Below are 20,665 nucleotides of genomic sequence, written 5' to 3'. Positions count from 1 at the left end.
GCGACGGTGGCGGCAGGCGGCAAAAAAATCCCCACGGGGGTGTGGGGAATGGCTTCTCTAGTACACAGTTAGCTAGCAGCTAAACTTTTATTAGAATGATTGCAAGACTATTAATCATCAACGGTAACGACAATAACAAAAGTCTGAAAACTGTCCTATTTATGTGATGTATATGTAACGAAAATCTACAACCCCGCACACGTTTGCGCCAAAAAGGTGCAAATCGCTTCTGGAACCGCACTCAGCTTCACCCTATGTCAAATTCGTGCCATCATTATTGTCAATTCAGGCATAGACTTAACGAATGCCTAACTCAGGAACAAGCAATCATTTAATGACCAGGCGATTGAAAGTATTCATAGGGACGGTGGCGGGCTGTGCAATTCTGGTGTTGGCGTTGTGGCAAACCCTGCCGCGCTGGCTGCCGGGAGTGCTATCGCATTGGTTACCGGCGGGGAGCCGGCTGGAATTGCAGGGCAATTTGCACTGGCGCCAGGGCGGCCTGGCGTTGGCGGGGGCGCGTTTCACCGCGCAAGATTGCCTGCTGGCCAACGTCGGGCCAACGCGGCTGGCTTATCACCAGGGCCGCTGGCAGCTGTCGAGCGATAAGGTCAGCGTCGACAGCGCCTGTTTGTCAAAACTGCCGGGCGGCGACGCCAACAGCGCGCCGCTGGCGCTCGATCAGCTGCAGCGGGAGCTGCCGTCGCTGGATCTCACCCTTAGTGACCTGACGCTCATTCCCTGGCAGCGCTATGCCGGCAAGCTGCAGCTTTCCTCCGGCCCTGACGGGCAACGCCTGCATTATCAGGGGCCGAATCTCAGCGCCGAGGCGCAGCTGGATGAAAAACAGCAGCTGACGTTGCAAAGTCTGACCATTGTCCCGCCCAACAGCGCGCAACCGCTACACCTCGCCGGCAAGATAACCATTCCGCTGGATTTGGCCAGCCTGCCGACGCAGGGGGCGTTGCAGGGGGAAATGCAGACCGCCTATCTGGAAAAGCCGGTGTTGCTGGACATGCGCTGGCAACAGCAGCAGGGCGTGTTGACGGTGAGCGAAAAAGGCGACGATCGCCCGCTGGCGGTGTTGCCGTGGGAAGTCGCGCCGCAGCGGCTCAGCATCAAGCAGGGCGAGTGGCGTTGGCCGTACAGCGGGCAGCCGTTGAGCGGCGGCCTGAACATCGCGCTGCACGACTGGAGCAAAGGGTGGGATGAAACGGAGATCAGCGCGCGGCTGAACGTGATCACCGCCGGCCACAACGGCAAGGGCAATGCGGTGCTCACCCTCGGGCCGGGCAAGGTAGGGTTGACCGACAGCGATCTGCGCTTCCAGCTGACCGGCCAGGCCAATCTGGCCGATTTCTCCACCACCGCGTCGATCCCGGGCGTGATTGGCGGCAGCATTCTTAATCCGACGCTGGTACTGCAGCCGGGGGCGCTCCTGCGCCTGTGGGGCAAGGTGACGCCGGAAATGAAGCTGGAGGAGGCACGTTTACCGCTGGCGGGCGTGAAGGTGACCGCTGCCGGTATCACCGGCCGCCTGCAGGCGATTTTGAGCGCCAGCGACAGTTATTGGGGGCGTTTCAAGCTGCACCTGGACGGCCAGGCGCAGGATTTCTGGCCGGACAAGGGTGACTGGCAGTGGCGCTACTGGGGCAATGGCCGGTTGCCGCCGCTGCAGGCCGCCTGGGACGTTGCCGGCAGCGGCCGCTGGCAGGACAGCGAGCTGGTGCTCGACAAACTCTCCACCGGCTTCGACAAATTAAAGTACGGTCTGGTGACGGTCGCCGCGCCGCGCCTGAGCCTCAACCAACCGCTGCGCTGGCGGCGCGATGAACAAAACCCGCAGTTCAACGGCGAGCTGCAGCTGGCGGCGGATAAGGTCAGCTTCAGCGACGGCGGCCATCTGCCGGCGCCGGTGCTGGCGCTGCAGCTGAACGGCCGTTCGCCGGACAGTTTCCAGCTGCAGGGCAAACTGCAGGCGCAGCAGATCGGGCCGATCGCGCTGCGCGGCCGCTGGGACGGCGAACGCCTGCGGGGCGAAGGCTGGTGGCCGAAACAGTCGCTGAAGGTCTTCCAGCCGCTGCTCGCGCCGGATCTCAATCTCACGCTGCGCGACGGCGAGTTTTATGCGCAGTCGGCGTTTTCCGCCGCCCGCGAGCAGGGCTTCGAAGCCGGCGGCCACTGGGTGGTGAAAAACGGCGGCATGTGGCTAAAGGACGGCGAAATGAGCGGTCTGGATTTCATCCTGTCGTACCGGTTCAAGCAGCATCAGTGGCTGCTGGGTGCCAAACAGCCGGTATCGCTGCGCATCAAGTCCTTCACCAACCTGTTCGAGATGCAGAACATTTCCGCCGATCTGCAGGGCACTTATCCCTACAGCGAAAGGCAGCCGCTGACGTTGAGCAACGTCGGCGTGGACATGCTCAACGGGCATATCAGCCTGTCGGCGCTGCGGTTGCCGCAGCATGACGCCGCGGTGCTGAAGCTGGACAAGGTCGATCTCAGCGCGCTGTTCACCGCCTTGAAACCGAAGCAGTTCGCCATGTCCGGCCGCGTCGACGGCGAGCTGCCGCTGTTCCTGAACCACCCGAAATGGCTGGTGCAGAACGGCTGGATCGCCAACGCCGGCACGCTGACGCTGCGGCTGGACAAAGACATGGCCGACGCCATCGGCAGCAACAACCTGGCGACCGGCGCGGCGATCGACTGGCTGCGCTATATGGAAATCAACCGTTCGCACGCCCGGGTCGATCTCGATAACCTGGGCGAGCTGACGCTGAGCGCGCGCATCGACGGCATCAACCCGCAGAAGAGCGCCAAGCGCGAGGTGATCCTGAACTATCGCCATCAGGAAAATGTGTTTCAGCTGTGGCGCAGTTTGCGCTTCGGCGACAATTTACAGGAGTGGCTGGAGCAGGCCCTCTCACAACCTGGGGAACAACAATGAAAATCATGAGTGTGCCGGCGCTGGCAGCGCTGCTGTGCGTTTCGCTGCTGAGCGGCTGCGTGCCGCGCATCGAGGTGGCGACGCCGAAGGATCCGATCACCATCAATATGAACGTCAAGATCGAGCATGAAATTCATATCAAGGTGGATAAGGACGTCGAAAACCTGCTGAAAACCCAAAGCGGTCTGTTCTAGGAGCCGACATGAAAAAACGTTATTTGTGGCTGGCCGGCGCTGCCTGGTTGTTCAGCGGCGTGGTAATGGCACTGACGCTGGATGAGGCGAAGCAGCAAGGGCGAGTAGGCGAAACCCTGAGCGGCTATATCGCGCCGGTGAAGCAGGACGCGGAAACGCTGGCGTTGGTGAAGCGCATCAACGCCGGCCGCGCCGAGAAGTATCAGGAAGTGGCGGACGGCAACCACATCGCCGTCGACGAAGTGGCGCGCATGGCCGGGCAGAAGCTGGTGACGCGGGCGCAGAGCGGTGAGTATGTGCGCGGCATCAACGGCCAGTGGCTGCAGAAATAAAAAAAAGCGCGCCGTCTGGCGCGCCAAGAGATACGGATAGATGATTATTATGAGGGTAGTGCAGGTTTGACAGGACGTGCGTCTTGTCCGGCAGGGGCGTGGCGCCCCTGCGCAGGGTCTTAGGCAGCAACCACCTGAGACAGGGCCGCCTTGGCGTCTTCCTGGGCTTTGGTCGCCACTTCCGGGCCGTAGGCGATGCCTTCCGCGAAGACGAACTCCACGTCGGTGATGCCGATGAAGCCCAGGAACAGACGCAGGTAAGGCTCTACCAGGTCGGTTGGAGTGCCTTTGTGGATGCCGCCGCGGCTGGTCAGGATCACGGCGCGTTTGTTTTTCACCAGGCCTTCCGGACCGTTTTCGGTGTAGCGGAAGGTTACGCCGGCGCGGGCAACCAGATCGAAATAGTTTTTCAGCTGGGTCGGGATGTTAAAGTTGTACATCGGCGCGGCAATCACGATGACGTCATTGGCCTGCAGCTCGGCGATCAGCTCGTCCGACAAGGCCAGCGCTTCTTGTTGACGCGGGGTCAACGGAGCATCGGAAGGACGCAGCGCGCCGACCAGTTCACCATCCAGCACCGGGATTGGCTGCGCGGCCAGATCGCGTACGGTGATGGTGTCGCCGCTGTGGGCGTTGCTCCATTGCTCTACGAAGAAATCGGCCAGTTGGTTAGACTGAGAGTAGGTCGCCAGGATGCTTGATTTCAGAACCAATACTTTGCTCATCGATAATTCCTTACGTTGTGACAGTGACATCAGGACTCAGCGTCCCTTGCATGAAGTACATGCTATTCACATTCCCCCAACAGTGATAGCGCAATATTTCGAGATCTTCGTTCGATTTTATTGAATGACATGGCGACGCTTTACTCGCGGAAGTAGGGGGAGAAAGCCGTTTGTGATAGGCTGTGCGGCTAAAGTAAAAAAATCGCTAAAAAAACACCAAACCGTTGCTAAGCCTGGCCTTGGCGGCGAAGAAACAAGGAACACCGAACGTGAAATCTCCGCTCGAGGCACTGCCGGCCCAACTGGGTGAGCTGATGCTCCGCGATCAACAACGCCTGCGTCGTCGCCTGCAGGGCGCACGAAAAATCAAAAATCCCGATGCCCAGCTGGCGGTTGCCGCCGAAGTAGAAAGCGACATCGCGGCGGCGCGGCAAAAAGTGCAGGCGCGCGCCGCGTCTTGCCCGCGCATTACCTATCCGGAAAGCCTGCCGGTCAGCCAAAAAAAGCAGGACATTTTAAACGCCATTCGCGATCACCAGGTGGTGATCGTCGCCGGGGAAACCGGCTCGGGGAAAACCACCCAGCTGCCGAAGATCTGTCTGGAACTGGGACGCGGGGTGAAAGGGCTGATCGGCCATACCCAGCCGCGCCGCCTGGCGGCGCGCACCGTTGCCAACCGCATCGCCGACGAGCTGGAAACCCCGCTCGGCGGCAGCGTCGGCTACAAGGTGCGCTTCAACGATCAGGTGGGGGAAAATACCCTGGTCAAGCTGATGACCGACGGTATCTTGCTGGCGGAAATTCAGCAGGACCGCCTGCTGATGCAGTACGACACGCTGATCATCGATGAAGCGCACGAGCGCAGCCTCAATATCGACTTTATTCTCGGCTACCTGCGCGAACTGTTGCCGAAGCGCCCGGATCTGAAGGTGATCATTACCTCGGCGACCATCGATCCGCAGCGCTTCTCGCGCCATTTCAACAATGCGCCGATCATCGAGGTTTCCGGCCGCACCTACCCGGTGGAGGTACGCTACCGCCCGGTGGCCGACGACGGCGACGATACCGATCGCGATCAGCTGCAGGCGATTTTCGATGCGGTGGACGAGCTTGGGCGCGAAGGGCCGGGCGACATTCTGATCTTCATGAGCGGCGAGCGCGAGATCCGCGATACCGCCGACGCCCTGAACCGCCTCAATCTGCCGCATACCGAGGTGCTGCCGCTGTATGCGCGCCTGTCGAACAGCGAGCAGAACCGGGTATTCCAGTCGCACCACGGCCGGCGCATCGTGCTGGCCACCAACGTGGCGGAAACCTCGCTGACGGTGCCGGGCATCAAGTACGTCATCGATCCGGGCACCGCGCGCATCAGCCGTTACAGTTTCCGCACCAAGGTGCAGCGCTTGCCGATCGAACCGGTGTCGCAGGCCTCCGCCAACCAGCGTAAAGGGCGCTGCGGTCGCGTATCGGAAGGGGTGTGCATCCGTCTGTACTCCGAGCAGGATTTCCTCTCGCGGCCGGCGTTTACCGATCCGGAAATTCTGCGCACCAACCTGGCGTCGGTCATTCTGCAGATGACCTCGCTGGGGCTGGGCGACATCGCCGCGTTTCCGTTCGTCGAGGCGCCGGACAAGCGTAATATTCAGGATGGCGTGCGCCTGCTGGAAGAGCTGGGGGCGATCGCCACCGCCGATAACGGCCACTATCAGCTGACGCCGCAGGGCCGCCAGCTGGCGCAGTTGCCTATCGACCCGCGTTTGGCGCGCATGGTGCTGGAGGCGCAGAAGAGCGGCAGCGTACGCGAGGTAATGATCATCACCGCCGCGCTGTCGATTCAGGATCCGCGTGAGCGCCCGATGGACAAGCAGCAGGCCTCGGATGAAAAACACCGCCGCTTTGCCGATAAAGACTCGGACTTCCTGGCGTTCGTCAACCTGTGGGATTATCTGCAGGAGCAGCAAAAAGCGAACTCTTCCAGCCAGTTCCGCCGGCTGTGCCGCAACGATTTCCTCAACTACCTGCGGGTGCGCGAGTGGCAGGATATCTATACCCAGCTGCGCCAGGTGGTGAAAGAGCTGGGGCTGCCGATCAACAGCACGCCTTCCGACTATCGCAGCGTGCACACCGCGTTGCTGACCGGCTTGCTGTCGCACATTGGCCAGAAGGATGCGGACAAGCAGGAATTTACCGGCGCGCGCAACGCCCGCTTCTCGATCTTCCCCGGCTCCGGCCTGTTCAAGAAGCCGCCGAAATGGACCATGGTGGCCGAACTGGTGGAAACCAGCCGCCTGTGGGGGCGCATCGCCGCGCGCATTGAACCGGAATGGATTGAGCCGCTGGCTCAGCACCTGGTGAAGCACAGCTACAGCGAGCCGCACTGGTCGAAATCGCAGGGGGCGGTGATGGCCAGTGAAAAGGTCACGCTGTTCGGTCTGCCGATCGTCGCGGCGCGCCAGGTCAATTACGGCGCCATCGATCCGCTGCTGTGCCGCGAGCTGTTTATCCGCCATGCGCTGGTGGAGGGCGACTGGCAGACGCGCCACGCCTTCTTCCGCGAAAACCAAAAGCTGCGCGCCGAAGTGGAAGAGCTGGAGCATAAATCGCGCCGCCGCGACATTTTGGTGGACGACGAAACGCTGTTCGGCTTCTACGATCGCCGCATCCCCAACGACGTGGTTTCCGGCCGTCATTTCGACAGCTGGTGGAAGAGCGCTGCCAAACAGCAGCCGGACCTGCTGAACTTCGAAAAAGAGATGCTGATCAAGGACGGCGCCAACAAAATCAGCGCGCTCGACTACCCGAATTTCTGGCATCAGGGCAACCTCAAGCTGCGGCTGAGCTACCAGTTCGAACCGGGCACCGACGCCGACGGCGTGACGGTGCACATTCCGTTGCCGATCCTCAACCAGGTGGAGGAGCAGGGCTTTGAATGGCAGATCCCCGGCATCCGCCGCGAGCTGGTGATTGCGCTGATCAAATCGCTGCCGAAGCCGGTGCGCCGCAACTTCGTGCCGGCACCGAACTACGCCGAGGCGTTCCTTGGCCGCGTCACTGCGCTGGAATTGCCGCTGCTGGACGCGCTGGAGCGCGAGCTGCGACGCATGACCGGCGTGACCGTGTCACGTGATGATTGGCAGTGGGATCAGGTGCCCGATCACCTGAAGATGACCTTCCGCGTGGTGGGCGAGAAAAACCAGACGCTGCGCGAAGGCAAAGACCTGGCCGCGTTGCGCCTGCAGCTGAAAGAGAAGGTGCAGGAGACGCTGTCGGCGGTGGCCGACGACGGGCTGGAGCAGAGCAATCTGCATGTCTGGAGCTTTGGCCAACTGCCGGCGTTTTACGAGCAGAAGCGCGGCGGCTATTCGATGAAGGCTTACCCGGCGCTGGTGGATGAAAAGGACAGCGTGGCGATCCGCCTGTTCGACAGCGAAAGCGAGCAGCAACAGGCGATGTGGCAGGGCACGCGCCGCCTGCTGTTGCTGAATATTCCTTCGCCGATCAAATACCTGCATGAAAAGCTGCCGAACAAGGCCAAGCTGGGGCTCTATTTCAACCCGTACGGTAAGGTGCTGGAGCTGATCGACGACTGCATTTCGTGTGGCATCGACAAGCTGATCGCCGAACACGGCGGCCCGGTCTGGCAAGAGGAAGGCTTTGCCCGCCTGCAGGAGCAGATCCGCGCCGAGCTGAACGACACGGTCGTCGAGGTGGCCAAGCAGGTTGAGCAGATCCTGACGGCGGTCTTCAACATCAACAAACGGCTGAAAGGCCGGGTGGACATGTCGTTGGCGCTGGCGCTGTCGGACATCAAGACCCAGCTCGGCGGGTTGGTCTACCGCGGTTTCGTGACCGGCAACGGCTGGAAACGCCTGCCGGACACGCTGCGTTACCTGCAGGCGATCGAACGCCGGTTGGAAAAACTGGCTATCGATCCGCATCGCGATCGCGCGCAGATGTTGCGGGTGGAGCAGGTGCAGCTGGCGTGGCAGCAGTGGCTGAACAAGCTGCCGCCGAAGCGACAGCAGGAGGAAGAGGTAAAAGCGGTGCGCTGGATGATCGAAGAGCTGCGCGTCAGCCTGTTCGCGCAGCAGTTGGGCACGCCTTACCCGATCTCCGACAAGCGTATTTTGCAAACTATCGAGCAGCTTTCGGGCTAAGCTCAGGTGTGCCGGCCGGCAAGCGGCCGGCACACCACAGGCTCAACAGACCGCACAGCAGCAGCGTGGCGGCCAAATCCTGCCCGCGCGCCGCGATCGTCAACCCCAGGCCGATCAGCAGATAGTACAGCAGCCCGAATAACGCGCCGGCAGTGCCGAGTTGCTCCCGGTAGCGGGTCAGCGCCTGGCTCAGCACATTCGGGATAGCCAACCCGAACGCCAGCATCACCAGCGCGCAGGGAAGCAGCATCCACAGGCTGTGTTGCCACCAGAACAATGCCACGCCGCTGGCCACCGCCAGCAACCCGCCCAGCAGGATCTGACGCTTGGCGCTGACGCCGCGCGCCAGCAGGTGGCGGTTCAACAGCGCTCCCGCCAGGCTGCCCAGCGCCAGCATCACGCCCGAGTAGCCAAACTGCTGGCTGCTCAACCCCAGCCTTTCGAACATGAACGGCGCCAGGCTGAAGTAGCTGAACACCATGATATTGAAGCTGGCGACCAGCAGTGCCGAACACCAGATGTGCCGATCGCGCAGCATCGTCGTCAGGGCAATGCCCGGTGCGGCGGCCGTTGCGGTCTGCCGCTGCCGCGTTTCCGGCAATGTGCCGTAGCTCCACAGCAGCAGCGCCAGCGCCCAGGCCGCCTGTGCGATGAAGATCGCCGCGCTGCCGCCCCAGGCGACCAGCGCGCCGCCGGCAAACATTCCCAGCAGCGGGCTGATGGAAAGCGCGATGCCGACCAGCGCGAACATGCGCCCCAGCGCCGGGCCTTGATAGACGTCACGCAGCATGGTTTGCGTGACGATGGAACCGACCGCGGCACCGAAGGCGATCAGCGCACGGGCGACCAGCAACAGCGTGAAGCTGCCGCTCAGCAGCGCGATGCCGGCGCCGACCAAATAGAGCGCCAGGCCGGCCAGCATCGCCGGACGGCGGCCGAACCGATCGCAGAAGGCTCCCCAAAAGGCGACGCCGAGGGCGAAGGCGAAGAAATAGATGGATAACGTCTGCCCGGCCTGCGCGGCGCTGATGCCGAAATCGCTGCGGATGGCGGTAAGCGCCGGGCTGTACAGCGTTTCCAGGATCTGCGGCGTCATGATGGCGGTGACGAGCAGCGGTAAAGATAAGCGTTGCATGATGCACATTCTCCCTAAAAGTTAATGCGGCCAGTATAGGGAGCGACGCTTTGTTCGATTACAATCATTAGGACAAAAAACAACGGATATAGGACAATCTGATGGCGCTGATTCAACAGCATCACCCGTTCGACCCGGATCGGCTGCCGGCACCGGTGCTCGGCATTGCGGCCGAACTGGCGGAGCACGACTCCGGGCTGCATTGGCATCAGCGCTCGCAGCTGCTGTATGCGCCGCAGGGGTGCATGACGGTCACGTTGGCGCAGCAGTGGCTGATTCTGCCGCCGACGCGCGGCGTCTGGATACCGGGCGGCATTGCGCACCGGGTGCAGCTGCGCGGCCGCGTCGCGTATCGCTCGCTGTATTTCGATCCGGTGCTGACCGCCGCCATGCCGCCACAGGCTGCGGTGCTGGCGGTGAACCCGCTGCTGGCGGCGATCGTCGAGCGCATCGCGCACTGGCCGCTGGACTCTGCGTTGGCGCAGCCCCAGGCGCGCGATTTGCTGGCGGTGCTGATCAATGAGCTGAGCGAGGCGCAGCGCGAGAATACCCAGCTGCGGCTGCCGCAGGATAGGCGTCTTGCCGCCTGGCTGGCCACGCTGCCGGAGAGTGACGAATTGCCGGGGTTGGCGGCGTTGGCGCAGCGCTTGAATCTGCACGCCAAAACGTTGACGCGGCTGTTTGTGCGGGAAACCGGCCTGAGCTATCAGCAGTGGTGCCAGCAGTGGCGGTTGATGCGCGCGATCGAACTGCTGGCGACGTTGCCGTCGGTCAGCGCGGTGGCGCAGCGGTTGGGGTTTTCCAGCGACAGCGCGTTTATCGCCTTTTTCCGTCAGTTCACCGGCACCACGCCGCGGCGCTATATGCAGGGGGGCTGAAAAGCACAACGGCGCATAATGCGCCGCTGAGAGAGGATTATTTGCCTGCGGCCAGGGCGTCCAGCGCTTCGCGGATGCCGGGTACCGCCAGGGCGCGGTTATCGGCGCGATAGCGATCTTTCGCCGCCGGCGCCGAACTTTGGATGGCGATCAGCTGCCAGCCGTCGGCGGTTTTCAACAGCAGCGGTGAACCGCTGTCGCCGGGCAGGGTATCACATTGGTGCGACAGTACGCCTTGCTGGGCCCAGCCGGTCACCTTGCAGTTTTGGTGGCTGTAAAGGTCATCCAGATGATCTTCCGGGTAACCCGCCTGAGTAATCAGCCGTTTGGCCTGTTTCAGGGCCTGGGTCAGCGCCTTGCTGTCGCCTTGCCACAGCGGCAACGGTGCGATCGGCAGCGGCTTTTTGTCTTTCAGACGGATCAGCGCAAAGTCATAGGCGGCGGCGGCGGGCGGCACGATCCAGCCATCACCGTCCGGCTTCAGCTTTTTGCCCAGTTTGCTGTCGACCAGGGTCTCGATATTGCCGGTTTGATACTGCCAGGATTTATCGCCTGCCACGAAGCGTAGCGCGATGGCTTTATCCAGTTGTCCGGGCGGTGCCAGTACGCAGTGGCCGGCGGTCAACGCCAGGTGCGGGGAGATCAGCGTGGCGGTGCACAGATTACCGCTGGCGGTTTCGACCTGGCCGATGGCCTGCCACGGCTGGGCGGCGGTATCCGTGACCTTGATTCGTTCATCTTTGCCGAAAAACAGACGCGTTTGCTCGGCCTTGGACGGGCCGTCGGCGCGTGCCGCCTGAGCAGCGATGAGCGGGAGTGAGCACAGCAACAGTAAAACGGATATGCGCATAGATCTCTTGCCTGACAAATACGGATCATCCATAAACACACTGAATGCTAACTATAGACTGATTTAGCAGCCATGTGGATGGGCAATAATTGATTTTTCAATAATTTCCCGCCGGCGACGCGGCAGGCTACAGGTAAAAAAAGACGGCGATCAGTCCACAAAGGATCAGGGCGGTCAGAACGATCTCGAACAGGTAGCGGCGCAGCATCAATGAGAACCCCCCGATGAAAAAACACCCGGCGAACCGGGTGTCGTACACGTCAAGCCTGAAGCGGTGAGGGGACCCTCACGTCATTACGCTTTTTTGTGGCTGGCTTTCTTGTGGTGCTTTTTAGCCGCCTGGGCTTTTTGAGCCGGGGCTTTCTTACCGGCTTTTTTGTGATGCTTTTTGGCCGCCTGAGCTTTCTGAACCGGGGCTTTCTTGCCGTGGTGTTTCACCTGAGCTTTAGCCGGCGCAGCGGTGGCGGTGGTTGCGGTAGCCGCAGGTGCGGTGGTGGCAGCCTCGGCAGCGAAAGCCACGGAAGACAGACCCATTGCAGCGGCAACAACCAGAGCTAATACTTTTTTCATCGCAGAATCCTCAACATGACTTTTGGGTATCAACCCCACTGCGGGGCCGTTGAGATGATAGTAGGCAAACGGCGCCCGGCTTTCCGTGAGTGATTGGTTTCGGCTTGTAACCTAATGTACAGGGCGGCGGCGGCAAGGGGGATTGCTGCTATAATGACCGCCAGGCGCGATAAAAGGGATTTAAAATGAACGAGATAACGATTCGCTGTGGCGTGACTGAACAGGGCGAGGTGCCGCTGGCCTATGAGGACTGGGGCGATGAGGCGCACCCGCCGCTGCTGCTCATCATGGGCATCGGCGCACAGCTGCTGCTGTGGCCTGACGATTTCTGCCGTGCCCTGGTGGCCAAGGGATTTCGGGTGATCCGTTATGACAACCGCGACGTTGGCCTTTCCGGCAAAACGCAGGCGCAACGCACGCAGCCGTTGTGGCTGCTGATGCTGCGCGCCCAGCTCGGTTGGCAAACGCCGGTGCCTTATACCCTGGCGGACATGGCGGCGGACGCGACGCATCTGCTCGATCACCTGCGTATCCCGCAGGCCCACGTACTGGGCGCCTCGATGGGCGGCATGATCGCGCAGGTGCTGGCCGCCGACTATCCGCAGCGCGTCGCCTCGTTGTGCATCTTGTTCTCCAGCACCAATCAGCCGCTGTTGCCGCCGCCGGCACCTTCGCTGCTGTGGCTGTTGGTGCGCCGACCTGCGGCCGATCTGACGCTGCAGCAGCGCCGCGAGGGGATGAAAGCCTTCCTGCGTGCGCTCGGCACCCGGTTTTACCCGCCGGAGGAGGCGGAGCTGGATGCGTTGGTGCATCGGCTGTTAAAGCGGGGCGTGGATCCGGAAGGTATGCAGCGGCAACTTTCCGCGTTGCTCGGCAGCGGCGATCTGCGTCGCTACAGCCGGCGCATTGCCGCGCCGACGCTGGTCATTCACGGCGATCGCGATCGGCTGGTGCGCAAGGCGGGCGGGGTGGCGATCGCCCGCGCGGTCGCCAACGCCAGATTACATATTATGCCGGGCATGGGGCATGACCTGCCGTCCCCGTTGAGGCCGCAGCTGGCGGCGATGATCGCCCGTCATGCGCTGGGATGAGAGGCCGGAACGCCGGCGTTTTTTGCTATTTTAGTTACAACATACAAATGGAGGGAGGCCACCCGCCACTCTGTAGCCAAGGCGATGTCGGCACAGAACGTGCGTTATGAAGCATTATCCGGTCATACAGGCGGGAAAAGGGCGCGGCAGGGCCGCGCCAGCGGAGATTACAGGTAGCGGTTTTCCAAATGCTGACGGAAATAGCGTGGGTTGAGCGCTTCGCCGGTTGCGTTGGCGATCAGCGTCTCGGTCGGGAAACGGCTGCCGTGGCGCCAGATGTTGTGCTGCAACCAGTGGAACAGCGGCTGCAGGTTGCCGGCGGCGATGTCCTCGCCGAGAGAAGGCAGGGCCTGACGCACGCTGTGGAACAGCTGCGCGGCGTACATCGCGCCGAGCGTGTACGTCGGGAAGTAGCCGAAAGCGCCGTCGGTCCAGTGAATATCCTGCATGCAGCCGTTGCGGTAGTTGCCGATGGTGTCGAGGCCGAGGTAAGCATGCATCTTCTCATTCCACAGTGCCGGAATGTCTTCCACTTCGATATCGCCTTCGATCAGCGCTTTTTCAATTTCGTAGCGCAGGATGACGTGGGCAGGATAGCTCACCTCGTCGGCGTCGACGCGGATCAGGCCCGGTTTAACGCGCTGGTTGAGGCGAATGAAGTTGGCTTCTTCCAGCGCCGGCTGTTCGCCAAACTGCGCGGTAACCAGCGGACGCAAGATTTTCAGGAATTCATTGCCGCGCGCCAGCTGCATTTCGAACAGCAGGCTCTGCGATTCGTGGATAGCGGTGGAGCGGGCCAGGGCGACCGGCTGGCCGAGCAGATCGCGCGGCAGATTCTGCTCGTAGCGGGCATGGCCGGTTTCATGCACGATGCCGAGCAGCGCGGTCAGAAACTCTTTCTCGTTGTAACGGGTGGTGATGCGCACATCTTCCGGCACGCCGCCGCAGAACGGGTGGGCGCTGACGTCGACGCGGCCGTTGTCGAAGTTGAAACCGAGCAGTTTCATCACGCTGAGGCTCAGCTGGCGCTGGGTGTCCACATTGAACGGGCCCTGCGGCGTCTGGCAAGGCTCATTGGCCTGTTTGGCCACCACGCGCTGCAGCAGATCCGGCAGCCAGGTTTTCAGATCGCCGAAGATGCGGTCGAGATCGCTGCTGCGCATGCCCGGTTCATACAGGTTGAGCAGGGCGTCGTAACGGCTGGTGCCGGCTGCCTGTGCGCGGATCAGCGCCTCTTCCCGACTGAGTTTGACCACCTCGCGCAGATTCTCGACGAAACCGTCCCAATCGTTGGCCGGGCGCTGGGCGCGCCAGGCGTGTTCGCAACGCGCGCCGGCGAGCGACTTGGCTTCGACCAGCGACGCCGGCAGCAGCACGGCGTCTTCATATTGGCGGCGCATTTCGCGCAGGTTGGCGCGATCGAGTTCGTCCAGCGTCTCTTGCTGTGCGCGATCCAACAGCTCGCCGGTGCTTTGTGCCGTTAAAATCTGGTGCTGCAGCACGCTCAGCTCGGCCAGCGCTTCGGAGCGCGCCTTGCTGCCGCCAGGCGGCATCATGGTTTGCATGTCCCAACCGGCGATGGCGGACAGGTGGCCGAAACGCGACAGCCGGCTGAACAGGGCGCGCAGGTGATCGTAAGCAGACGTGTTGGAATGTGCAGATGTCATTATTATTCGGCTCCAATGAGAAGGTCCGGCGGTATTACGCCAGATCGGCTTTTAAACTGAATGTCGGCTTCACCGGCCAGCAGAAACGGAAGCTGGCGCCGCCGAGCGAACTGCCTTCGACGAACACCTGTCCCTGGTAGGCGACGGCGATGGAATGGACGATGGCCAGCCCCAACCCGCAGCCGCCGGTAGCGCGATCGCGGCTGGGGTCGAGACGGACGAAAGGTTCAAACACCCGTTCGCGCTCTTCCGGCGGGATGCCCGGCCCGTCATCCTCGACCTGCAAGCAGGCGAGGTCGCCGTCAAACCACAGCCCCACGCGCAGACGCTGTTCGGAATAGCGCAGCGCGTTGTTGACCAGGTTGTCGAGCACGCGCTCCATCAGGCGCAGATCGACGCCGCCGAAGTCGCCGACGTGCGGGATATCGAGCTGGATGTCGCGTTCCTGATGAATAAGACGGATATCATCGACCTTGTCCTCGAGCCACTTTGGCAGATCGATGGGTCCAATGTTTAACGCAACCTGCGGACGGTCCAGACGGGCATAGGTCAGCAGCTCGTCGATCAGCGACTCCAGCTGGCCGATATCGCGGTTCAGCGCCTGCTGCTCGCTTTCGGACAGGTTATCGCTCATTTCGAGCCGGTAACGCAGGCGCACCAGCGGCGTGCGCAGCTCGTGGGCGATGCCGTCGATCAGCTGTTTCTTGCTGGCGATCAGGGTGTTGACGTTGTCGGCCATCTGGTTGAACGCCACGCCGAGCCGGCTCAGGCTGGAGGTGGGATCGAAGTGGGTACGTTCATCCAGATGCCCGGCGCCGAGCCGCTGGGCGGCGTTTTCCAGCTTGAGCAGGTCTTGCCAGTGCGGCCGCATCCACAGAAACACCGGCAGCGCCAGCGACATGCCGATAAACACCAGCAACACCAGATCCAGCAGGCGCATCTGATGCAGATAGAACAGATAAGGAATGGGGCCGACCACCAACACGTAGTGGCTGCGCGGAATGCGCTGCATAAAGGTGTACTGATCGTCGAGGGCGATGATTTCCCCCAGCCGCAGCCGTTTTTTCAGATCCTCGCTCAGCTCCTGTTTGCCGAGCGGCTCGATATGCAGCTTGAACGACAGGTTGAGATCCAGCGTAGCGATGGTCTTGTTCCAGTCCTTCAGCGGGATTTCGCGCAGCTCGCTGCGCATCAGATACAGCGAACTTTTCATCAGATCGTCCATCGACTGGCGGCCGGCGCGCTCGGCGGTCACTTTGTACACCAGGCCGACCAGCATCGCCATCACCAGAAAACAGACGAACAGCAACAGGAAGAACTGGACGAAAAGTTTTCTCATTGTTGCACCGATGCCCAGGCGTTAGGGGCGAACAGATAACCTTTATTGCGCACGGTCTTGATACGGAACGGTTCCAGCGCATTGTCGTACAGCTTGCGGCGCAGGCGGGAGATCGCCACGTCGATGCTGCGGTCCATACCGTCATAGCTCACGCCGCGAAGGTTTTGCAGCAGCGCCTCGCGATCCATGATCTGCCCGGCGTGGGTCGCCAGTTCCCACAGCAAATCGAAATCCGAGGTGGACAGGGTGACGGTTTCTTCGCCCAGTGTGACCTGCCGGTTGACCGGATCGATGCACAACAGCCCGAAATGCAGCGCGTTGTGCTGGGTGAGCGGCTGAACCGACTCTTCTTTCGGCTGCTGGCTGTGTTGGCGCAGGTGCAAACGCAGGCGCGCCAGCAACACCGCTGGCGGCGTGGTTTTCAGGATATAGTCGTTGGCGCCCATTTCCAGCGACAGGATATGGTTCATGTCGCTGTCGAGCGAGGTGAGCAGCACGATCGGGCCGGGGAAGGTGGGGCGCAGATCGCGGCACAGCGTCATGCCGTCTTTGCCGGGCAGCATGATGTCCAACAGCACCAAATCGGGTTGCTCGCGCTCGATGCGCGCCTGCGCGCTGTCGCCGCGCGGTTCGATCAGCACCTCGATGTCGTGTTTGCCCAGATAGGCGGCGATCAGTTTGCCGACTTCAGGATCGTCTTCCACAAAAACAATTTTATGCATATGCCCGTGTTTTAATAAGAAAAGCGGATTTCAGCATAGCGCGGCCCGCGAGGATGCGCCATGCGGATCTTTGCGTCAGCGTAGCGGCCGCCCGCCGTCGACGCCGTGGGTGCGGCCGGTCACGTAGCGGCTCTCCAGCAGGTAGTTCACCAGGTTGACCACTTCGCTCTCGCCCGGCGCTACCTTCATCAGCGACTTCGCCAACGCCTGCTGGCGATAGGCTTCATCGTCGCCCGCATTGAAGATGATCAGCGCCGGCGCGATGGCGTTGACCTTGACCTCCGGCGCCAGCTTGCGGGCAAATGAACGGGTCATATTGTCCAGCGCGGCCTTGCTGGCGGCATAGGCGATGTGTTTGTCGCTGCCTTTTTCCACCACGTAGTCGGTCAGATGGATGATGTCGGCACCGGCCTGGCCCTGGCCGGTCAGGCAGGATTCGAGCAGCTGATTGAGCAAATAGGGCGTATAGACGTGAATCTGCAGCATCGCCGCCATTACCTGCTCCGGCGGCACCTCCGGCGACTCGGCCTGCCAGGCGCTGGCGTTGTGGATCACCGCGCGCAGTTTAGGCGCCACCTGCCGCACCCGGTCGGCGAAAAGGTAGATGCCTTCGTGCGTGGAAAAGTCGCCCTGAATGCAGCAGGCGCCCAAGGTTTTCAACTCGGCCATCGCCGGATATTCGCTGCGATAGGCGATGATGACGGGAACGCCGCGCTCGAGAAACGCTTTGGCGAGCGCCAGCCCGATGCGCCGCGCGCCGCCGGTAATCAGCACCGGGGCAGAGTTGGGGTGTTCCATTGATTAAAGCTCCTGGACAGACTGGCAAACAATAGGGGAATTATGCCATTATACGGCGGAAAGTCGTTAAAGCTTCGCATGATTATCCATTTCTGGATGTAAGATCCCCAATGCATTTCAGGTTGTCGCCCGGCGGCGGCTTGAAAGACCACGGGTTAACACTGGCCATGAGAGGAATGAGGGGATGAACAGCAATCACCTTGCATCCATCGCGCGCAGTGAGAAAATCTGTTTCGACTACATGGATTTTCTGTCCGCATCGTGCAGGAAGCACTGGCGCTTTGTTGATGCTATTTATGGTGTGATGCCGATCTTCGGCATGGTGTTGAAATCGCGCGTGACCACGTCACAAACGCGCAAAGAGCAGTTGAAAGAGCTGGCGCTGCAGGTGGTGTCAACGCAGGTCAGCGATGAAACCAATATCGTGCGCCTGATTGACCTGGCGCAGCAGCAGGGCCTGACGGTGTTTGATATTCAGCTGCCCTATGCACTGGAGACTCAACAGCTGGCGGCCATTCAGAAAGAGTGCGCGGAAGGCATCGCGATTGCCCTGGTGGGTGAGCGTATGACCGTCACCATTCCCCCTAAAAGCTGACCGGTTGCATCGACCGGCCGCCCGTTCATGGTTAGGCAATTGACTGACCGCGATGGCCTAACCATGAACGTGAAATTCCGCGCTGCGTAGCGGCCTGCCTTTAAAGCCGGGTCCCGGCATTGGGGCCGGAGCGCAGGGTATAAATACTGTCTATATGAATGAGCACCGCGTATTTCGGCGGCTTCATTCCATTTTTTTCTGCAAATGCCAACGCGTCGTCAAACGGCTTGCCCGCCAGGAACAGTTCCGGGGTGCCGACGAAGCGGTAACCGTCCAGCGCCTCGCGGTCGATGACCACGACGGCCATTTTCGATCCCTCCCTGATATTTTGCAGCGTCTGGCCACCGGTATTTTCGTTGTAAATCAGCGTACGGTCATCATAGAGGCGCAGAGAACGTTTGGGGCCGATATCGGGCACGCCGTTCGGGCTGCTGGTTGCCTGTACAGGCAGCTGTTTGGCCAGCATTTTCTTCATGTCGTCATTCAATTCATTCATTGGCAGATTACCCCTCAGGTCGTGGTGTCGTTGTTAATGCACGGTGGCGGAATGGTTTACCGTGGGTGCGCAGACGCTGGTTTCCGGCAGCCGGTGTTCGCGCAGCACCTGCAGCGTCTCTATTCGGAAACGCAGCAGGTGCCGTTCTGCGACCTGCTGCATCTGTTCGCACAGCGAGGTATCGTCCATCACCTGCTCGATGGCGAGCCGGGCCTGATGCACGTGCGGCTCAACGCCGCGCAGAGGCTTTTGCCGCAGGCGCAGATGGGTCATGTTGTTGAACGTGACGATCAGCGCGGCAAGGGCTGACTCGAAAAGATTCAGCGCTTCAAATCTGGCGGTATAGTCCGCATTTAGCCAGGGTTTCTCGGCGAGGATCGCCTGAGCGACTTCCAGCGCCTGTTGATAGTGCGTCATTGCCAGGCGATCGCATTGCTGATTGAACGCCGTGTTGCCTTCGGCGATCAGCGCTTCCCAGGCGGCAAACAGGGGGAGTGCGTGCAGCAGTTTTTCAGCCATGAAATTCCTTCCATTTTCAGCCTGTCTTAACAAGACCTCCTGATGTTTGCCATCGGGGGCCTCACCTGTGTCCTGCCGGTGATGCTATAAATGATAATGATAATTAATTGCATTTAAGATCGCAAGCATGGCAATTGACCGATCAACAACGGGGAGAGAGGTAAAAAAGAGGGAAGCGGCGAAACGAAATGCGGCTGCAGGGCAGCCGCATTGGCAGACGATGTTAGTGCAACATAAACCAGCCGGCAGGCAGCGTGGCCACCAGCAGCAAGAAGATGCTGCTCTTTTCCAGGCGATTCAGCAGATTGATATCCCGGTGGCCGCGGCGGGCATACATGAACACCAACAGCCCTGGCGCATACAGCAGCACCGACATCAGCAGGTGCATCAGCCCGGACGCGTACAGCAGCCACAAACCATAGACGCAGGCGCCGGTCGCGGCGAAGATCAGGCGCTTGTCGCGGCGGCGGTAAGCCACCTTGAACAGAAACGCGCCGACCAGGAAGTAAGGCACCAGGATCATTTCTGAAGCGATGGTCAACAGCGAGTTGTAGTTGCTGCCGGTCAGCCAGATCAGCACCAGCGCCAGCTGCACTGCAATGTTGGTCAGCCACAGCGAAGAGGACGGGGCGTGATGGCAGTTCTGCTTGCCGAACACGCGCGGAAACGCGCCGTGCTGCGCGGCCAGCAGCGGCACTTCGGCCGCCATGATGGTCCAGCTCAGGTAGGCGCCGCACACGGAAATGATCAGGCCGGCGGCGATAAGCACGTCTCCCCACGGGCCGATCAGTTCCACCATCAGCACCGCCATCGACGGGTTGCGCATTTCGGCCAGTTCGCTGCGCGGCACCACGCCCAGCGACAGCAACGTGACCATCAGATACACCGCCAGCGCCGACAGCACCGCCAGCATGGTGGCGCGGCCCACGTCTTTCTTATTGCGGGCGCGGGCGGAAACCACCACGGCGCCTTCCACGCCGATAAACACCCACAGAGTGATCAGCATGGTGTCCTTGACCTGTTCCCACACCGGCTTGCCGAGGGCGATGCCTTTGAAATCCAGCGTGAACACGTCCATTTTAAAGGCGATCGCCGCCAGAACGGCGAACATCCCCAGCGGCAGCAGCTTGGCCAGGGTGGCCGCCAGATTGATGCTGGCCGCGGTTTGCACGCCGCGCAGCACCAGCGCATGCACGATCCACAGCAGGGCGGATTCGGCGATCAGCGCCTGCCAGGTATTGCCGTCACCGAGAATGACGCTGCCGCCGCGATCGGTGAAGATACTCAGCGCCGCGAACACGATCACCAGGTACGAGACGTTGGCGATCACGGCGCACAGCCAGTAACCCCAGGCGGAGCAGAAGCCCACCAGCTCGCCGAACCCTTCCTTGGCGTAGGTGAAGATGCCGCCGTCCAGATCCGGACGCAAACGCGTAAGCAGCAGCATGGCGAAGGCCAAAAACAGAATGCCGACGCCGGTGATCCCCCAGCCCAGCAGCAGCGCGGCGGGGCTGGCGACCTGCGCCATGTTTTGCGGCAGACTGAACACGCCGGCGCCCAGCATCGAGCTGAGCACCAAAGCGGTTAGCGCGGTAAGACCGAGTTTTTTTTCCAATGACGGATCCTGAACGCAGAATAAACAACTGGAAG

Annotated in this window: 18 protein-coding genes; 7 read left to right on the top strand and 11 right to left on the bottom strand. The window is 61.2% G+C overall.

Translation table 11 applies throughout. The features are described 5' to 3' along the window. Positions 1-334: 334 nt before the first annotated feature. The 3 genes from V8N38_RS13215 to V8N38_RS13205 are packed head-to-tail and all read left to right on the top strand — an operon-like array spanning position 335 to position 3,473. The gene (locus V8N38_RS13215; RefSeq protein ID WP_147839901.1) at positions 335-2,947 is read left to right on the top strand and encodes a YdbH family protein; all 2,613 of its coding nucleotides are present in this window, start codon (positions 335-337) and stop codon (positions 2,945-2,947) included. Beyond that, positions 2,944-3,141, top strand: a complete 198-nt coding sequence (locus V8N38_RS13210; RefSeq protein WP_060418622.1) for a YnbE family lipoprotein — start codon at positions 2,944-2,946, stop codon at positions 3,139-3,141. Before V8N38_RS13215 ends, V8N38_RS13210 begins: the two co-directional genes overlap by 4 nt. Positions 3,142-3,149: 8 nt before the next feature. Further along, positions 3,150-3,473 (top strand): YdbL family protein, encoded by a 324-nt coding sequence (locus tag V8N38_RS13205; protein ID WP_060418625.1) that lies wholly within the window; start codon positions 3,150-3,152, stop codon positions 3,471-3,473. A 119-nt stretch (positions 3,474-3,592) separates the two neighbouring features. Here the strand turns inward: V8N38_RS13205 and azoR are convergent, their stop codons facing one another. After that, entirely contained in the window at positions 3,593-4,198 is a 606-nt protein-coding gene (gene azoR / locus V8N38_RS13200) for an FMN-dependent NADH-azoreductase (RefSeq protein ID WP_019452650.1), read from the bottom strand. A 269-nt stretch (positions 4,199-4,467) separates the two neighbouring features. On the opposite strand from azoR, the gene hrpA reads away from it, so the two are divergent. Further along, positions 4,468-8,355, top strand: coding sequence for an ATP-dependent RNA helicase HrpA (gene hrpA, locus V8N38_RS13195; RefSeq protein ID WP_147839902.1), 3,888 nt, complete (start codon positions 4,468-4,470; stop codon positions 8,353-8,355). On the opposite strand, the gene V8N38_RS13190 is transcribed toward hrpA, so the two are convergent. Then, positions 8,333-9,490: an MFS transporter gene (locus tag V8N38_RS13190; protein WP_084827931.1), complete on the bottom strand. Its 1,158-nt coding sequence runs from the start codon at positions 9,488-9,490 to the stop codon at positions 8,333-8,335. The two genes, hrpA and V8N38_RS13190, sit on opposite strands and share 23 nt — an antisense overlap. 101 nt (positions 9,491-9,591) lie before the next feature. Here V8N38_RS13190 and V8N38_RS13185 point away from each other — a divergent pair, with 101 nt between their 5' ends. Further along, the gene (locus V8N38_RS13185; RefSeq protein ID WP_060439848.1) at positions 9,592-10,368 is read left to right on the top strand and encodes an AraC family transcriptional regulator; all 777 of its coding nucleotides are present in this window, start codon (positions 9,592-9,594) and stop codon (positions 10,366-10,368) included. A gap of 37 nt (positions 10,369-10,405) precedes the next feature. Here V8N38_RS13185 and V8N38_RS13180 read toward each other — a convergent pair whose 3' ends face one another. Continuing rightward, positions 10,406-11,218: a trypsin-like serine peptidase gene (locus tag V8N38_RS13180; protein WP_049198285.1), complete on the bottom strand. Its 813-nt coding sequence runs from the start codon at positions 11,216-11,218 to the stop codon at positions 10,406-10,408. A gap of 294 nt (positions 11,219-11,512) precedes the next feature. Next, on the bottom strand, positions 11,513-11,788 hold the full coding sequence (gene asr, locus V8N38_RS13175; protein WP_025302975.1) for an acid resistance repetitive basic protein Asr: 276 nt from the start codon (positions 11,786-11,788) through the stop codon (positions 11,513-11,515). A 185-nt stretch (positions 11,789-11,973) separates the two neighbouring features. On the opposite strand from asr, the gene V8N38_RS13170 reads away from it, so the two are divergent. Continuing rightward, complete coding sequence (locus tag V8N38_RS13170; protein ID WP_147839903.1) at positions 11,974-12,879, top strand: alpha/beta fold hydrolase; 906 nt, start codon at positions 11,974-11,976, stop codon at positions 12,877-12,879. 167 nt (positions 12,880-13,046) lie between these two features. Here V8N38_RS13170 and V8N38_RS13165 read toward each other — a convergent pair whose 3' ends face one another. The 4 genes from V8N38_RS13165 to folM all read right to left on the bottom strand — a co-directional run bounded on the left by V8N38_RS13165 (position 13,047) and on the right by folM (position 17,405). Next, positions 13,047-14,546, bottom strand: a complete 1,500-nt coding sequence (locus V8N38_RS13165) for a carboxypeptidase M32 (RefSeq protein ID WP_147839904.1) — start codon at positions 14,544-14,546, stop codon at positions 13,047-13,049. A gap of 34 nt (positions 14,547-14,580) precedes the next feature. Then, a complete protein-coding gene (gene rstB, locus V8N38_RS13160; RefSeq protein ID WP_147839905.1) occupies positions 14,581-15,885 on the bottom strand; it encodes a two-component system sensor histidine kinase RstB in 1,305 nt (434 codons plus the stop codon). Continuing rightward, a complete protein-coding gene (gene rstA, locus V8N38_RS13155; protein WP_049198289.1) occupies positions 15,882-16,607 on the bottom strand; it encodes a two-component system response regulator RstA in 726 nt (241 codons plus the stop codon). The genes rstB and rstA overlap by 4 nt, the downstream gene beginning before the upstream one ends. A gap of 75 nt (positions 16,608-16,682) precedes the next feature. Further along, the gene (folM, locus tag V8N38_RS13150; RefSeq protein WP_060418637.1) at positions 16,683-17,405 is read right to left on the bottom strand and encodes a dihydromonapterin reductase; all 723 of its coding nucleotides are present in this window, start codon (positions 17,403-17,405) and stop codon (positions 16,683-16,685) included. Between the two features lie 184 nt (positions 17,406-17,589). Here folM and V8N38_RS13145 point away from each other — a divergent pair, with 184 nt between their 5' ends. Continuing rightward, the gene (locus V8N38_RS13145; protein ID WP_038880297.1) at positions 17,590-18,000 is read left to right on the top strand and encodes a hypothetical protein; all 411 of its coding nucleotides are present in this window, start codon (positions 17,590-17,592) and stop codon (positions 17,998-18,000) included. A 100-nt stretch (positions 18,001-18,100) separates the two neighbouring features. Here V8N38_RS13145 and V8N38_RS13140 read toward each other — a convergent pair whose 3' ends face one another. From V8N38_RS13140 to V8N38_RS13130, 3 genes are all read right to left on the bottom strand, one after another. Next, complete coding sequence (locus V8N38_RS13140) at positions 18,101-18,496, bottom strand: pyridoxamine 5'-phosphate oxidase family protein (protein WP_060418640.1); 396 nt, start codon at positions 18,494-18,496, stop codon at positions 18,101-18,103. Between the two features lie 33 nt (positions 18,497-18,529). Continuing rightward, positions 18,530-19,015, bottom strand: a complete 486-nt coding sequence (locus V8N38_RS13135; RefSeq protein ID WP_147839906.1) for a hypothetical protein — start codon at positions 19,013-19,015, stop codon at positions 18,530-18,532. A gap of 223 nt (positions 19,016-19,238) precedes the next feature. Next, the gene (locus V8N38_RS13130; protein WP_147839907.1) at positions 19,239-20,630 is read right to left on the bottom strand and encodes an amino acid permease; all 1,392 of its coding nucleotides are present in this window, start codon (positions 20,628-20,630) and stop codon (positions 19,239-19,241) included. Positions 20,631-20,665 lie beyond the last annotated feature (35 nt).

Origin of the sequence: Serratia nevei, assembly GCF_037948395.1 — a bacterium.
GTDB lineage: Bacteria > Pseudomonadota > Gammaproteobacteria > Enterobacterales > Enterobacteriaceae > Serratia > Serratia nevei.
Note: the sequence above shows the minus strand (reverse complement) of the source record. Positions and strands in the feature narration are given on the sequence as shown.